The sequence below is a fragment of the Candidatus Fukatsuia symbiotica genome (assembly GCF_003122425.1).
Lineage (GTDB): Bacteria > Pseudomonadota > Gammaproteobacteria > Enterobacterales > Enterobacteriaceae > Fukatsuia > Fukatsuia symbiotica.
The window spans coordinates 142,192-157,003 of record NZ_CP021659.1; the positions used below are offsets into that span (position 1 = coordinate 142,192).

12 protein-coding genes and 2 pseudogenes are annotated in these 14,812 nt (G+C 43.0%); 5 read left to right on the forward strand and 9 right to left on the reverse strand.

Annotated elements, in window-relative coordinates; all coding sequences use genetic code 11:
- Positions 1-102: 102 nt before the first annotated feature.
- From CCS41_RS00680 to CCS41_RS00695, 5 genes are all read right to left on the reverse strand, one after another.
- Positions 103-1,341, reverse strand: coding sequence for a hydantoinase/oxoprolinase family protein (locus CCS41_RS00680; RefSeq protein WP_338025030.1), 1,239 nt, complete (start codon positions 1,339-1,341; stop codon positions 103-105).
- Positions 1,239-1,682: an ROK family protein gene (locus CCS41_RS17345; protein WP_338025029.1), complete on the reverse strand. Its 444-nt coding sequence runs from the start codon at positions 1,680-1,682 to the stop codon at positions 1,239-1,241. Before CCS41_RS17345 ends, CCS41_RS00680 begins: the two co-directional genes overlap by 103 nt.
- Complete coding sequence (locus CCS41_RS00685) at positions 1,679-2,779, reverse strand: DUF917 domain-containing protein (RefSeq protein ID WP_072549898.1); 1,101 nt, start codon at positions 2,777-2,779, stop codon at positions 1,679-1,681. The genes CCS41_RS17345 and CCS41_RS00685 overlap by 4 nt, the downstream gene beginning before the upstream one ends.
- Positions 2,776-4,086, reverse strand: a complete 1,311-nt coding sequence (locus CCS41_RS00690) for a purine-cytosine permease family protein (RefSeq protein ID WP_119797022.1) — start codon at positions 4,084-4,086, stop codon at positions 2,776-2,778. The genes CCS41_RS00685 and CCS41_RS00690 overlap by 4 nt, the downstream gene beginning before the upstream one ends.
- A 225-nt stretch (positions 4,087-4,311) precedes the next feature.
- Positions 4,312-5,058, reverse strand: coding sequence for a helix-turn-helix transcriptional regulator (locus CCS41_RS00695; protein WP_072549900.1), 747 nt, complete (start codon positions 5,056-5,058; stop codon positions 4,312-4,314).
- 466 nt (positions 5,059-5,524) lie between these two features.
- Here CCS41_RS00695 and CCS41_RS00700 point away from each other — a divergent pair.
- The 4 genes and pseudogenes from CCS41_RS00700 (at position 5,525) to CCS41_RS00720 (ending at position 9,164) form a co-directional block, all read left to right on the forward strand.
- Positions 5,525-6,813: pseudogene (locus CCS41_RS00700) on the forward strand (citrate synthase).
- A 288-nt stretch (positions 6,814-7,101) separates the two neighbouring features.
- Positions 7,102-7,416, forward strand: a complete 315-nt coding sequence (locus tag CCS41_RS00705; RefSeq protein WP_072549902.1) for a BON domain-containing protein — start codon at positions 7,102-7,104, stop codon at positions 7,414-7,416.
- Between the two features lie 380 nt (positions 7,417-7,796).
- Positions 7,797-8,552: a YciC family protein gene (locus CCS41_RS00715; RefSeq protein ID WP_072549904.1), complete on the forward strand. Its 756-nt coding sequence runs from the start codon at positions 7,797-7,799 to the stop codon at positions 8,550-8,552.
- 69 nt (positions 8,553-8,621) lie between these two features.
- Positions 8,622-9,164, forward strand: coding sequence for a septation protein A (locus CCS41_RS00720; RefSeq protein WP_072549905.1), 543 nt, complete (start codon positions 8,622-8,624; stop codon positions 9,162-9,164).
- Positions 9,165-9,284: 120 nt separating this feature from the next.
- On the opposite strand, the gene CCS41_RS00725 is transcribed toward CCS41_RS00720, so the two are convergent.
- Positions 9,285-10,034 carry a TonB family protein gene (locus CCS41_RS00725; RefSeq protein WP_072549906.1) on the reverse strand — a complete coding sequence of 250 codons (750 nt, stop codon included), beginning with the start codon at positions 10,032-10,034 and terminating at the stop codon, positions 9,285-9,287.
- 340 nt (positions 10,035-10,374) lie between these two features.
- Between CCS41_RS00725 and cls the strand changes: the two genes are divergently transcribed.
- The gene (gene cls / locus CCS41_RS00730) at positions 10,375-11,835 is read left to right on the forward strand and encodes a cardiolipin synthase (protein WP_072549907.1); all 1,461 of its coding nucleotides are present in this window, start codon (positions 10,375-10,377) and stop codon (positions 11,833-11,835) included.
- 32 nt (positions 11,836-11,867) lie between these two features.
- Here cls and oppF read toward each other — a convergent pair whose 3' ends face one another.
- From oppF to oppC, 3 genes and pseudogenes are all read right to left on the reverse strand, one after another.
- Entirely contained in the window at positions 11,868-12,860 is a 993-nt protein-coding gene (gene oppF / locus CCS41_RS00735) for a murein tripeptide/oligopeptide ABC transporter ATP binding protein OppF (protein WP_072549908.1), read from the reverse strand.
- Positions 12,850-13,863: an oligopeptide ABC transporter ATP-binding protein OppD gene (gene oppD, locus CCS41_RS00740; RefSeq protein ID WP_072549909.1), complete on the reverse strand. Its 1,014-nt coding sequence runs from the start codon at positions 13,861-13,863 to the stop codon at positions 12,850-12,852. The genes oppF and oppD overlap by 11 nt, the downstream gene beginning before the upstream one ends.
- A pseudogene (gene oppC / locus CCS41_RS00745) lies at positions 13,860-14,779 on the reverse strand (oligopeptide ABC transporter permease OppC). The gene oppD and the pseudogene oppC overlap by 4 nt, the downstream one beginning before the upstream one ends.
- Positions 14,780-14,812: the final 33 nt, after the last annotated feature.

The following is a 14,812-nucleotide window of genomic DNA, read 5'->3' on the forward strand; positions in this document are numbered from 1 at the left end:
CCTTGTGGTAGAGAAAGTGTAGCATCGTCAAACATACGGCTTCCTCCTCCTGTTTCGAGTCATCGGGTTTTGTGATTATCAGGGGCGAAATTATACCTTATTCTAGTTATTTCTTTTTTTCGACGTAGTTCCGAGTGTACCTGCTACCTTTGCTCGTATACGAACGGCATTACCAGGCATGTAAGCCAGTGGTATCGCTTCAAGTTCGATAGTTTCAATAGAATCAGGTTGTGCTCCTATGGCTATCGCACGCATAATGGCTTTGTTTTGAGCATCTTCCAGACCGGCATTAAGATCTTTATTTTCATTAAGTACCACAAGGATATCTACCTCGCCACTGGCTTGTGCTACTGAAATACCAATTGCATTAGCAACACTGGCGTTCTCCGGTCGGATAACCTGGGATGCTCCCTGTAATGTGGTTGGCAGTAGAACCGCCCCTCCCCCTACCAACACAACCGGTGTTGGATCATTGTTGGTTTTCATCCGATCGATGACCTTTTCCACCATAGCAACATAGTGCGTAAAAACCTGTTCAACCCAATCGGCTGGTAAATGCTGGATGTGCTTACTGTCACCAAGCTGCAGCAACCCTTTGGCTACCGCGATATCAGTCACAGTGATAGTGTCTCCGCCAAATACCAAGGCACGTTCAACCAGTTTGTATCCGACGCTCTCAGGGCCTATTTTAAACTCCCCATTGGGCAACCGAGTGACAATAGTCCCTCCACCTAAGCCAATGGAGGCAATATCTGGCATGCGAAAATTGGTGCGAACGCCCCCAATTTCAGCGGCAATAAGTGATTCTCGAGGAAAACCGTTCGTCAGTACACCGACATCCGTTGTCGTACCACCCACATCAACGACTAATGTGTTTTTTAAACCAGTCAGATATGAAGCACCACGAATACTGTTAGTTGGTCCAGAAGCAATGGTGAGAATGGGAAACGAAAGCGCGTGTTTTAGAGGCATTAACGTACCATCATTTTGACCGAAAAAAATCTCAGCATTGATTTGATGCATCAGCAACGCTTTGCTAAATCCGTTGGCAATGTTACGCGCGGTGGTAAAGAGAGCAGCATTTAAAATCGATGCATTTTCCCTTTCTAATAAGCCAATTGATCCTATTTCATACGAAAGCGATATTGGCGTTTCCTCTCCCAATTCTTCTCGTACTAATTCTGCCACTCTTAACTCTTGTGTGTTAGAAACGGGTGAAAAAACACCACAAACAGAAACTACATCGACTTTGCCTTTAACCTGCCGCAAATGTCCACGTATTTCCTCTTCGTCGAGAGGAGAGAGTATCCTGCCGTCATACTCAAATCCTCCCTTAACGATAAATAAATAGGCAGCCAGATTATTACGGAAATCGTCGGGAACATCAGTGAGGGGGGTATAGCCAAGGTTGCGGGTGCGCCAAGGCGAAAGTGCACGACCGAGTTTAACCCCTTACGCTCCACAATTGCATTAGTGCAATGGGTAGTACCAAGCATGGCTTCCGTAATGGTCGTTTTATCGATGTCAGAATCTTTTAACAGAGAAGCAATGGCTTGTTCGATACCCGTGATCACATCGCTTGTCGTTGATTGTTTGGTACGTGCGATAACTGTCTTATCATTATCTAGGAGTACAGCATCGGTATTGGTGCCACCGACATCTATGCCAATACGATAATTCATCTTAAATTTTCCTTGTTAACAACCGCTAATTTTTCAATTGTGGTGAAGTTAACATCGTAGTTAAAATACTTTGGTCCCGTGATTTTAAGCCCAAACGGTGTGCGCAATTTTTGATTGGCGGGTACACCCAGGGCAATAACGCGGGCACCATACCGTAGCCGTTCAGCAAGGATCGGTATCCCCGTTTCTTTATCCAGTAGGATAATCAGATCAGGGGTACTGCACAGTAGACGATTACCGCTTTGTGCCAGTAAATATTCATTCTGAAAGGATAAGTTGAACTCCTTACCTTTATCTACCTCAATGCCGTCAAAATAGGCACTACCACAGGTAAAGCCGCCCTCAACGCGCAGGTCAACCCGTGTCGCCCTGCCGTTAAATAACACAGAACCCTGCAATAGTTTCACTAATGTTTGCACGATATCCGCTTTTTCATGGCGTGCTTTTTCTAATTCTTCACCAATACGCTGTACAAAACTAATAGTACCTGGAATACCTGATTTTTTGGCAACACCTGATGTGATCGGATAGGCGGCAAAAAAAGCTAATCCTCCCATTTCTACGCATACAGCACGTGATAGTTTCTCAGTTGCGTAACTATCCGTTGCTTGCACGAGACAGGTATTAGCCCGCGAATCTACCAGGGAAAAAGGAGAAGAGTTAATACCGTCGAGATAAAATGTCGTCATATGAAATTCGGGGAAAGCTCTTCCCATAGCGTCAATATCGACCAGGGGGACACCAAGATGAGCAGCTGTTGCCAGGGGTAATAACGAATTAACTCCACCGATTTCGATTGGGTAAATAGCTGAGATCTTCTTGCCTAGGTACCTTTCAATAAAGCGACACGCCTCAATAGATTCATCACCATTGGGTATTTTTTCTATCATCACACTTGGTGCACCAATCATACCCGTAGAAACGATGAGTGCATCTGACGGTAATTCATCAATATCAAGCAGTTTCATCGAACCATGTTGTTTTATTGCTCTTGTTGCCATGATTTTACCGATATAAGGATCACCGCCGCCGCCACTAGCAAGGATCGATGCACCTAGCGCAATATGATTTATTTCCGCTTCACCTAGTAACCTCATTTTAGACCCTTAGTGTGAGTGTGTGGTGATGAGGCCCGTATTTTAGCAATAACACCATAAACAATGCAGGCAACAAGTATTGAATTTAATGATGCAATGCCAAATTTAGCATTCCAGCCAACGGCAGAGCCTGCTACACAGGCGCAGATAGCCGGCCAACCGATCAACGGTGTTGATGTCGGTAAGGTTTGCCCGGTACGAGCCGCATCAAGCAGTGAGCGGCTCGTACGTAGGACATAATAATCGACCAGCATAACACCGGCGATAGGAGGAAAAATAGTCCCCAGTAAAATCAGAAAATGTGTAAATTTGTCTAAAATACCCATTATTGATAGGGTCGTTCCTATGGTACCTAATGCCAATGTTAACCAGGTATGACGCCATTTCCTGCCAGTAAAACCTTCCACTGTATTAGCTACGGCCAAAGATGAAGAATATAAATTTACATCGTTAATTTTGACCGCAGAAAGAATAACTGAGAGTAATCCAATCCAACCTGCGGTTTGCGTCATAATAGAAACAACATCATCCGTTTTAAGTGCGTGTGCAATCAATATGGCGATACTGTTAACAATAAATTCACCCACAATGATAGAAGCAGTGACCATCCAGAACACGTGCCGCTCGTTCTGACAATAACGGCTGATATCTGCGGTTGTTAGCGAGGCGACAACATATCCGCCAGCGACCATAGTGGCGGCAGCACCTAGCGTCAAGGGCGTACCGGTAGGCATAGAGGTAATAAGATCCGTGATATTATGACGCTGCAGTAAGATAAGAGAAATCCAGCCAACCACCACGAAAAAAAGTGGCACCGCTATTTTTGCTGTCCAACTTAGAGCACGAAATCCAAAGGCGACTAACCCGGTAATTGTCATACCAGAGATCACGGCCGACCAGCCAAAACCTAATTGCCCCTCGAAAACATAATTTAAACCCTCAGCAAAAACTGCATTTTGTACCCCAAACCAGCCGACTAAACTGACTGCGATGACTACCCCAATAAGCACGGAGCCTAAACGACCAAAACCACACCAACGTGCCAACAAGCTTGTCGATAGCCCTTCACGTGCCCCGGCAACCCCTAATCCGAGGCTAATGAATTCTAAAATCAAGCTACCAAGAAAGGTGGCAAGCAATGCCTGGCTGAATGTCATTGTGTGGCCTAATGTTGCCCCTAACATGAACTGTGACAGTGCAGTCATCATCCCAATACGGATTAAAATCATAGAGAACAGATTAGAACGTGCGGTAGGTGGAACGGGGCTAAAGGCATAATCATCGCCAAGTACATTATTTTTATTCATCATAATTCATCTTCTAAAGAATTAAAATTTGTAACTGGGAATCATCAGGTATCGGCCGTCAAATGGCAATACCACAAAAGAAGTATCCTCTCTTCCTAAGTATATATTACTCAAAAAGAACAGATTTTATGATGAAAAATACGGGTAATCTTAGGATGCAACGAAATTAACAGGCTGATTATTCAGCCTGAAAAATTTTTTAGCAGGGGTCTCACATGGTAACGTTTATTCCTTTTCTCCACAGTCATAATCAACAACATCACTGATGATGCTACTACTGGGACTAAGTAATCGAACCGGCACATATTTATCAAACCCCTTCGCTTGACAAAAATCTTTAAAAGCACTTGATGAATTGACGTCAGACTTCCTATATATGTCTTGTAACCTGTTTTCTATGGTTCGGTGAGCAAGATTGAGTTTCTTGGCTATCCTCTTGGCGCTAAAAGATTGTAGGGTATAAAACACGACATCAAGTTCTTTACGAGTGAATAGCCCACTCGGTGGAGAGAGTAGCAGTGAACTGGGTAGTTTGCCTTGTACACAGCTCATGGGAGAATAAAAACGAAGTTTTTTTGCATGAAAGATCGTACCAACACAGTTGCCATTCTGGTCATAAAAAGGATATTTATCGAAAACATAGGGTTGGCACTCTTTCCTTCGCCCGTAGGGGTGGATATCAAGTGCAGATATATTTTTTAACGACTGTTGAACCTGACGATCCTGTTCACGAAAATCATTTGCGAATTGATGAATGGGATGAGGTATTTCATCGTCTAGTAAACCTTCGATATCAAACCTGGCAGGTAGATTCAATAACTCAAAATAGGCACTGTTTCCATACAGGTAGCGCGAATCGAGATCCTTAATCCCCCAAGGATCCGTGCTACTGTGACATAGTGACAAAATTTGCGGTGAAATCTGGGGAGTCGTATTCTTCACGGGATCATTTTCTTGATGAGTTTTAGCCATCCTTAACCTCCTACCCAAAGTCTAAAATCAGACAATACTTTAGTGACGTAAATCTTGCAAGAGGTTGTAACATAAAATGTGGAAAACAGTCGAATGAACTGTACTAAGAATCTGTTAGAAATATTTTATATCGCTGATATTTAGTCAAAAACACGCTCAAAATGCTCATCATTTTATTGTATGCAAAGAGTAAACTATGCTTTTTCACCCATTTTTTCCTCGTCTGAGCACAGCGAAAAAGATCAGGAACAGGCTCGAAGAATCAATATGTTTGCTTATGACTTGTTCGAAATTTATTGCGCTCGCAATCTTCCTGTACTCTGTTGTACACTCCAAAGAACAAGGCTGGGGCATCTTACTTCGTACATAAGCTACGGTTTCTCAAGGAATCTAGTATCCTCACAAATATTGTAGACAATGCTCAATTGTTAAAAATTTTAAAATAAAACGCTGCAGGAGATGATATATGGATAACAAAAAAGCAACGCTACAGATAGGGAACAGGAAGAAAATCACATTGGATGTCCTTTCGGCGACTGTAGGTACTGAGGTAATCGATGTCCGAACCTTGGGTAGTGAGGGCTATTTTACCTTTGATCCTGGTTTTACTTCTACCGCATCATGTGAATCGAAAATCACTTTTATTGATGGCGATAACGGCATACTGCTACATCGTGGTTTTTCCATCGAGGAGTTGGCCGAAAAATCGACTTATTTGGAAGTCTGTTACATCCTGCTGTACGGTAAAACGCCGACTAAAGAGGCGTTCGCAACGTTCAAAACCACCGTCACCCGTCATAGCATGATCCACGATCAGATTACACACCTGTTCCGTGGTTTCCGTCGTGATTCACACCCAATGGCGGTACTTTGTGGTGTCACCGGCGCGCTGGCTGCCTTCTATCATGATGCTCTGGACGTAAATAACGAGCGCCATCGTGAAATTACCGCTTTCCGCCTGTTATCTAAAATGCCAACTGTCGCGGCAATGTGTTACAAATATTCAATAGGCCAACCTTTTGTTTATCCTCGTAACGATCTTTCTTACGCTGCTAACTTTTTGCACATGATGTTTGCTACGCCTTGCGAAGAGTATAAAGTTAATCCAGTGCTAGAGAAGGCCCTGGATCGGATTTTTATTTTGCATGCCGATCATGAGCAAAATGCTTCAACCTCTACTGTGCGTACTGCCGGTTCTTCTGGTGCTAACCCCTTTGCCTGTATTGCTGCGGGGATTGCTTCACTCTGGGGCCTGCTCACGGTGGTGCTAATGAGGCTTGCTTAAAAATGTTGGAGGAGATCGGAACCGTTGATAAAATTCCTGAATATATTACACGGGCTAAGGACAAAGATGATCCTTTTCGCTTGATGGGCTTTGGTCATCGTGTGTATAAAAGTAATGACCCACGAGCTAAAGTGATGCGTGCAACCTGTCATGAAGTATTGGATGAACTCAAGATGAAAGACAACAGTTTGTTTAAGGTAGCACTAGAATTGGAACGGATCGCGTTAGAGGATCCGTATTTTATTGAAAGAAAATTGTACCCGAACGTAGATTTTTACTCAGGTATTATCCTCAAAGCAATGAAAGTTCCTTCTTCCATGTTTACTGTATTATTCGCCATCGCTCGAACTATCGGCTGGATAGCACATTGGAAGGAAATGCATGACGAAGGCGTTAAAATTGCCCGCCCACGCCAGCGCTATACGGGTCATGAGAAACGCGAATTTACTAGCTGCTCAGAATCTATTTGAAATCGTCACAGGTAACGCCCCTATTCATCATGGATCCACTTCTTGCCAAATTGCTGTGTAGCACGGGATTTTGAGATAGATCGAGCGCGGCACAGTGCTTACAGTCCTCATTTTGTATTTGTATAAAGAACCAAATCTCCAGGAATAATTTGAACAATACATATTCTTAACTAATAATTGATTTCATGCATGCAGTATTTACTCATCTCTGTCATTGGGTAATTGATTCGGCCTTTTGTGAAGCCCCGATCTGTCATCTTGTTCGACATCTCAAAATAGGAAGAATTTATGAAGCTTTTGAAAATCTTTGCGATATTGTGTGTTACTACGATGCTGACCTTTGCGATAGCGTCTTGCGCACCAACGAACAAATCAGAAGGTACTGGCGGTTATATTGATGACACGGTAATCACCACTAGAGTGAAATCAGCCCTATTCGGGACAAAGAATTTTAGATCTACAGAAATTAAGGTTGAAACTTTCAAACGTCGAGTACAATTAAGCGGTTTTGTGACTTCAAAACAGGCTGCCGACCAAGCAGTGAAAATCGCTCGTAGTGTTCCGGGGGTGAAATCTGTCTCTAATAAAATGCAAGTTAAATAACTGCACTAGGGGGTGAACTCGCCCCTTGCTATTGTGCTTGGAGCCTGTTCGAAATCTCTTGTGCTCACTGATATTTTGTCAAAAACGAGCTCAAAATACTCATTTGCTCCCTTTTTTTGTATACAAAGGGTAGACCGCGCTTCTTCGCCTGTTTTTTCCTCGTCTGAGCGTCGCTCAAGAAGATTTGGAACAGGCTGAACAGGCCCCTTACAACGATTTTGAACAGGTTCTTACGTAAAACGCAAAAAAAACTCCAATAGACTTCTTTCGGAACCGTAGCAAGTTTATCCGCTATCCTCAATTCACAGAAAAAACAAACATAACAGGGTATAATCACTGGCTGAACATTATTTTATTTTCGAATCCAGAGGAGTACTTACATGCCGATCACGGCTAATATCTTGCACCGTGACAGTTTTAATTTTGCGCGCAGTCAATTGTTCAACATCCTGTTGTTAGCGTTACTGACCGCCTTGATTACCGTCATACTGAATCAGGTATTGATTCCTGATGCTGAGCAATTAAAAATTTTGGGTACAGTGAAGAACGATTTTGGATCATCGAAGGGGATGGGGATCAAAGAGATGGTGCAACTGATGACGCCTGAGCAGCAGATGGTATTGCTCAAAGTATCAGCTGCTGCCGCGTTTTCAACCTTGCTAGGCAATGTACTACTGATCGGTGCCATGCTAGCCCTGATGACACTGGTATCTCAAGGGCATCGCGTCAATACATGGCAGGCAGTGGGTTTTTCACTCTCAACGTTACCACGTTTGTCTCTGCTGATATTTATTTGTACACTATTTATCCAGTTTGGACTGGCATTATTTGTTGTACCTGGTATTGCCATTGCCTTGGCCGTCTCTTTGACGCCAATCATTATCACCAATGAAAAAATCGGAATTTTCGCCGCCATTAAAAGCAGTGCGAAATTAGCTTTTGCCAACATACGTTTGATAGCTCCAACGATGATATTGTGGTTCAGTGCGAAATTATTGTTATTGCTACTAATTAGCCGCGTAACCATCTTCACACCCATAATCATGGATGTGATATTAAGCACACTGAATAATTTGCTATCCACGCTACTGTTAGTCTACTTATTCCGCCTGCATATGCTGCTACATAATGGTTAATTTTGCGATAGACTACGCATTTAATCACATTCGCTGTAGTCGGCGATATACAAATGAATGGATTGTTTAATGAAGCAGCTTCTAGATTTTCTCCCATTGATCGTGTTCTTTGTTTTTTACAAGGCATACGATATTTTCGTCGCTTCCGCTGCATTGGTAGTGGCCACATCATTAGCCTTAATTTTTACCTGGATTAAATATCGCGAAATAGACAAAATGACACTGATCACCTCGGTTATGGTCATTGTTTTCGGCTCTCTGACCTTTGCTTTCCACAGCGATCTATTTATTAAATGGAAAGTCACTGTGATTTATGTTCTCTTCTCTGCTGCCTTGTTAATTAGTCAATGGGTGCTGAAAAAACCGCTGATTCAAAGCATGTTGGGACGAGGATTGACATTGCCTGATATTGTGTGGTCAAAACTCAATCTGGCCTGGGCATTATTTTTCTTAGGTTGTGGTGCGATCAATGTCTATGTCGCATTCTGGCTACCACAAGATATATGGGTGAATTTTAAAGTGTTTGGTTTGACAGCGTTAACAGTGCTATTCACCATTGTGAGTGGCCTGTATATTTATCGTCATGTACCGGAAAGCCAAAAAAAATCTTAGGATTGTGAGCACCCCGTAACGCGAAATTCGCAGCACGTAGTTTGCGGTATCTAGTCGATTTTGCAAGAAGTCTATTACAAAGTAAAATATGCCTATTGAGGTCAAATCCTGGTGTGTTTGCTACCTGGTGCTGACTTCAGTAGCCATTGATAGCCCATTGATTTTAAATTTAATTACCATTACATAGCCCTTGAACGCAATAGATTCGTAACGCCATTTTTTCATCACTTTTTTCACTTCGCGCTCAAAAATATTGCGCGGAGTGGCTTGCAATACCTTCACATTAATCACTAACCCATTTTCATCAACGTCGTACCTCACTTTAACTTCACCTTCAATGCCTGCCGCCCAAGCACGCGCGGGATAAACCGGTTTAGCTCTGCTGAGTGCTTTGGGCTTGATTGTTGTTGGATCTCCTGAGACAGTTTCTGAATTCCCTGAGGCTGTCGCTGAATGCTTTGAGATTGCTGTTGTATTCTCTGAAACTGTTGTTAAGTTCTTTAGAGTTGACGCTGTCGGTACCGATTTTGCTGCTGCATTTTTACTGATCACCTTGGATCGTGCCGATTTAACGAGCGGATCATTCACCAAAGGTTTCGCTTGCGTCATCTTGGGGATTGTGGCTTTCAGGGATTGGCTCTGCGATTTTCCTACCACAGCTTGAGTTACGGACAGCGATTGAGGAACCGGCGCAAAAGTGGAGATATTCACTCTGGTGACAGCAGAGGGCACTTCTGTAATGTCGGGAAAAATCGGCATATCTTGCACAGAAACATAAAGCAATGCTGTAATTAGACTAACATGTAATACTGTGGAGAGTATTGCAGGCCATATAATTCGGTGGTCCGGAAAAATTTTTATTTGCTGCATAGTGACTGGATATTTTCTCATGCTGCTAAGTTTAAATGTAAATAGCAATCATATTCAATAAGGATTATTCTTTAGTCTGTACTATCACGCAATCAATATAGATTTTTATTAGAACCTGTTCGAAATCTCTTGTGCTCGCTGATACTTCGTTAAGAACGAGTTTAAATGTTCATTTACTCTATGACCTCACATAACGAACTACGGTTTTACAAGAAGTCTATTAATCTAAGTTCTTTTAAGTTAAGGAATTTATGCAAGAATAATAGGATAGGTGGTTTCACTATTTAATTGCTGTTGATAAATACAGTAATATTGGTTTTCCAATAGGATCGCTGCCCTTATGATCACGTTTTATACTGTAATCAGTTGGCTTTCTTTTTTCTGTTACTGGTTGCTTGTTGCCGGGGTAACACTACGAATACTAATGAAACGCCGTGCTGTTCCTTCAGCAATGGCGTGGCTGTTGATCATCTATATCCTGCCATTGGTTGGGATCGTCACTTATTTTTTATTTGGTGAATTACATCTTGGGAAGAGGCGTGCTGAACGTGCCAAGTCAATGTGGCCCTCTACTGCTAATTGGTTAAAAGCACTAAAAGATTATCAGCATATCTTCGCCACCCAAAATAGTGAAGTAGCTATCCCACTGTTTAAACTGTGTGAGCGACGCCAAGGGATTAGTGGTGTTAAAGGTAATCAGCTACAGCTACTCACTCACGCTGATGACACCCTCAAGGCATTGATTCAAGATATCGAACAGGCTCGTCATAATATAGAAATGGTGTTTTACATTTGGCAATCTGGTGGGTTAGTTGACCAGGTAGTTGAATCATTAATAGCTGCCGCGAGCCGCGGAGTGCATTGTAGGCTGATGTTGGATTCTGCTGGTAGCCGACAGTTTTTTCGCAGTTCTTCTCCTATGAAGATGCGTAATGCGGGTATTGAAGTCGTCGAAGCACTAAAAGTTAATCTATTCCGTGTCTTTTTACGGCGGATGGACTTACGCCAGCACCGGAAAGTTGTGTTGATTGATAATTTTATTGCCTATACTGGCAGTATGAACATGGTTGATCCGCGTTTCTTTAAACAAAATGCGGGTGTAGGGCAGTGGATTGATTTAATGGTTCGGATGGAAGGTCCAGTCGCTACAACTATAGGGGTAGTCTATGCTTGTGACTGGGAAATCGAAACAGGTAAACGGATTTTGCCTCCTCCACCCGATGTGAATGTCATGCCTTTCGAACAAAAAAGCAGCCACATTATTCAGGTCATTGCTTCAGGGCCAGGCTTCCCTGAAGAATTGATCCATCAGGCACTGCTAACGGCGGTTTATGCTGCACGTCGGCAGTTGATTATGACCACACCTTATTTTGTTCCCAGTGACGATCTACTACATGCTATCTGTACCGCCGCGCACCGGGGGGTTGATGTTAACATCATTGTACCCCGTAATAACGATTCTATGATGGTGCGTTGGGCAAGCCGCTCGTTTTTTGCTGAACTGCTGGAGTCAGGAGTAAAAATTTATCAATTCGAAGACGGTTTATTACACAGTAAAAGCGTGTTGGTTGATGGGCAACTGAGTTTGGTCGGTACCGCTAATTTGGATATGCGTAGCCTGTGGTTAAATTTTGAGATTACCTTGTTGGTCGATGATGCTGCTTTCGGTAGCGATTTAGCAAGGGTTCAGGATGATTATATGGCACGTTCGGTTCTGCTCGATGCAGAGCAATGGGCGAAACGTTCTGTCAGATATCGAGTGACTGAACGGCTCTTTTATTTCTTTAGTCCATTACTATGACACACCATGCCGTTTCTTCTTCGAATAGGTTCTTAATCTATTTTAACCTTAAGGCAAGCGACCGCATGACGAAAATTCCCCGCTAGTGTTGGTCGTGTTTTAACACATTCTGCTGTCGCAATTGGGCAACGTGTATGGAACACACAGCCAGAAGGTGGGTCGATCGGCGAGGGAAGTTCACCTGCCAATAACTGGGTTTTTTTTGCGCGTTCTTTATCTGGATCAGGGATCAGCATCGCTGACATCAGTGCTTTGGTATAAGGATGTTGTGGATTATGGTATATCTGATCACAACTCCCTAGTTCTACTGTATGCCCTAGATACATCACTAATACGCGATCGGAAATATGCTTAACCACAGACAAGTCATGAGAGATAAAGATCAATGATAATCCCATATCCTGTTGTAATTTTTGTAATAAGTTAACCACCTGTGCTTGAATAGATACATCCAGTGCTGATACAGGCTCATCACATATCACTAGTTTAGGTTGCAGGATCAGTGCGCGAGCAATACCAATACGCTGGCATTGACCACCGGAGAATTCATGAGGATAACGATTGATAAGATTAGACAATAAACCAACCTTTAACATCATCGCCTTAACGTTATCTTGCATTTTTTGACGTGACATTTGCGGATGATAAGTACGTAGCGGCTCGGCGATTATCTCGCCGATAGTCATCCGTGGATTTAAAGAAGCAACCGGATCCTGAAATATCATTTGAATATCACGACGAACGGTACGCCATTCAGTGGCCGTCATACTAGGCAGATTTTTACCTAACCAGGTCACACTGCCTCCGCTGGTTTTAACCAGGCCAATAATTGCCCGAGCAAGGGTAGACTTGCCACAGCCAGATTCACCAACTATTCCTAAGGTTTCCCCTTGATAGAGATTCAAGGTCATGCCATCAACTGCTTTTAATGTTTTAGCCGGTTGCCAGAACCACTGTGTATTGTCTTTAATATTAAAATAAACTTGCAGATCAGTTATTTCGAGTAATAATTTTTTATCTGCCACAATACTTACCTTCAACGGGTTTAAAACAGGCTCGTAAACGGCCTGAACCAAAATGTTCCAATGAGGGGATCGTCGTCGAGCAGCGTTCCATAGCATATTGGCAACGTGGCTGGAATGGACAGCCCTTGGGTAAATGCAACAGATTCGGCGGATCACCAGGGATGGTGATCAAAGAGTCGCTTTTTGTATTTAAGCGCGGAACGGCATTGAGTAAACCAATAGAATACGGGTGGCCTGGACGGTAAAAAATGTCTCGTGTCTGTCCATATTCCATGATTCTCCCCGCATACATCACCAATACTTTATCGCAAGTCGCGGCAACTACGCCGAGATCATGGGTGATCATAATCATTGCTGTATTAAATTCATGTTTTAGATCATTGAGTAAGGCTATTATTTGTGCTTGTACTGTTACATCCAATGCTGTGGTTGGTTCATCTGCAATCAATAACTTAGGGTTGCACAACAACGCCATGGCGATCATCACCCGTTGACACATCCCTCCCGAAAATTCATGGGGATACATACGCATACGCTTACGCGCTTCTGATACTTTAACGGCATCGAGCATACGGATTGATTCTTCAATTGCTTCACTGTGACTTATCTTTTTGTGTAGACGCAAAACCTCTGTTAATTGTTTACCGACGCGCATATAGGGATTCAATGAATTCATTGGATCTTGAAAAATCATGGCGATATCTTTCGCCCGCATTCGGTTGAGCTTTTTCTCCGGCAAATTCAAGAGCTCACGGCCATTAAACTGAGCCGATCCGGCAACCTGAGCGTTAGAAGCCAGCAACCCCATTAAAGCAAAGGCAGTTTGTGATTTACCCGCACCCGACTCACCAACAATCCCGAGTGTTTCTCCTGAAGATAAATCAAAATTAAGATTATCCACTGCCGTTACATTACCGTCAGTTGTCGAAAAGGTGACCCTAAGATCCGTCACTTTAAGTAATACCGATGAGGTGCTGGATGAATGATCAGCTGTAGTTATCATCGTGCCACTCCAGTGTGATCTCTGGGATCGAGGGTGTCACGTAAACCATCGCCGATAAAGTTAAAACAAAACAGCGTCACTATCAAAAAAGCGGCTGGGAACAGCAGTAACCACGGTGCTACTTCAATTGCACTCACGCCATCACTTAACAATGCCCCCAACTCGTCAAAGGTTCCTGAGTGCCCAAACCGAGAAAACTTAGAAAAGATTCAAACAGGATCATTCCTGGCACCAGTAATGAAGCGTAGACCACCACCAAACCCAGTAGATTTGGCACAATGTGACGTAATATGATACGGCGTGTGGAAACACCGCCGATCACTGCCGCTTCGATGAATGATTTACGTTTCAGACTTAATGTTTGACCTCGTACAATACGCGCCATATCGAGCCAGGAAACCATGCCGATAGCGACAAAAGTAAGCAAAATATTCTGACCAAAAAAAGTCACTAACAAGATCACGAAAAATACAAACGGAAAGGAATTAAGAATTTCCAGTAGGCGCATCATCAATGAATCTATTTTCCCACCTAGATAACCAGAAAGTGAGCCATATAAGGTGCCGACGATCACGGCGATCACCGCAGAGGCCAGCCCAACCAATAACGAGATACGACCACCTATAGCCATGCGTACTAGCAAATCCCGTCCAGACAAATCAGTACCGAAATAATGACCGTTATCAAAATTCGGTGCTGTGGCGATGCTATCCCAATCAATATCGTCATAGGTAAACTGAGCAAACAGTGGCACCAGGATAACAAAAAAAGTAACTAACATGAGAACAGACAAACTGACCATTGTGGCACGATTATGTAGAAAACGACGGCGAGCATCCTGCCACAGACTGCGTCCGACCACATTAGGGCTGTCATTAAAAATATCCAGCGTGGTAATATTTTTTTTACTTAACATCGGTGCCCTATATTTTAATAAATTGTTTGCGAA

Coding starts and splice junctions, on each gene's coding strand:
- CCS41_RS17345 (WP_338025029.1), bottom strand. CDS start 1,682: ATGAATTATCGTATTGGCATAGATGTCGGTGGCACCAATACCGATGCT.
- CCS41_RS00685 (WP_072549898.1), bottom strand. CDS start 2,779: ATGAGGTTACTAGGTGAAGCGGAAATAAATCATATTGCGCTAGGTGCA.
- CCS41_RS00690 (WP_119797022.1), bottom strand. CDS start 4,086: ATGAATAAAAATAATGTACTTGGCGATGATTATGCCTTTAGCCCCGTT.
- CCS41_RS00695 (WP_072549900.1), bottom strand. CDS start 5,058: ATGGCTAAAACTCATCAAGAAAATGATCCCGTGAAGAATACGACTCCC.
- CCS41_RS00705 (WP_072549902.1), top strand. CDS start 7,102: ATGAAGCTTTTGAAAATCTTTGCGATATTGTGTGTTACTACGATGCTG.
- CCS41_RS00715 (WP_072549904.1), top strand. CDS start 7,797: ATGCCGATCACGGCTAATATCTTGCACCGTGACAGTTTTAATTTTGCG.
- CCS41_RS00720 (WP_072549905.1), top strand. CDS start 8,622: ATGAAGCAGCTTCTAGATTTTCTCCCATTGATCGTGTTCTTTGTTTTT.
- CCS41_RS00725 (WP_072549906.1), bottom strand. CDS start 10,034: ATGCAGCAAATAAAAATTTTTCCGGACCACCGAATTATATGGCCTGCA.
- cls (WP_072549907.1), top strand. CDS start 10,375: ATGATCACGTTTTATACTGTAATCAGTTGGCTTTCTTTTTTCTGTTAC.
- oppD (WP_072549909.1), bottom strand. CDS start 13,863: ATGATAACTACAGCTGATCATTCATCCAGCACCTCATCGGTATTACTT.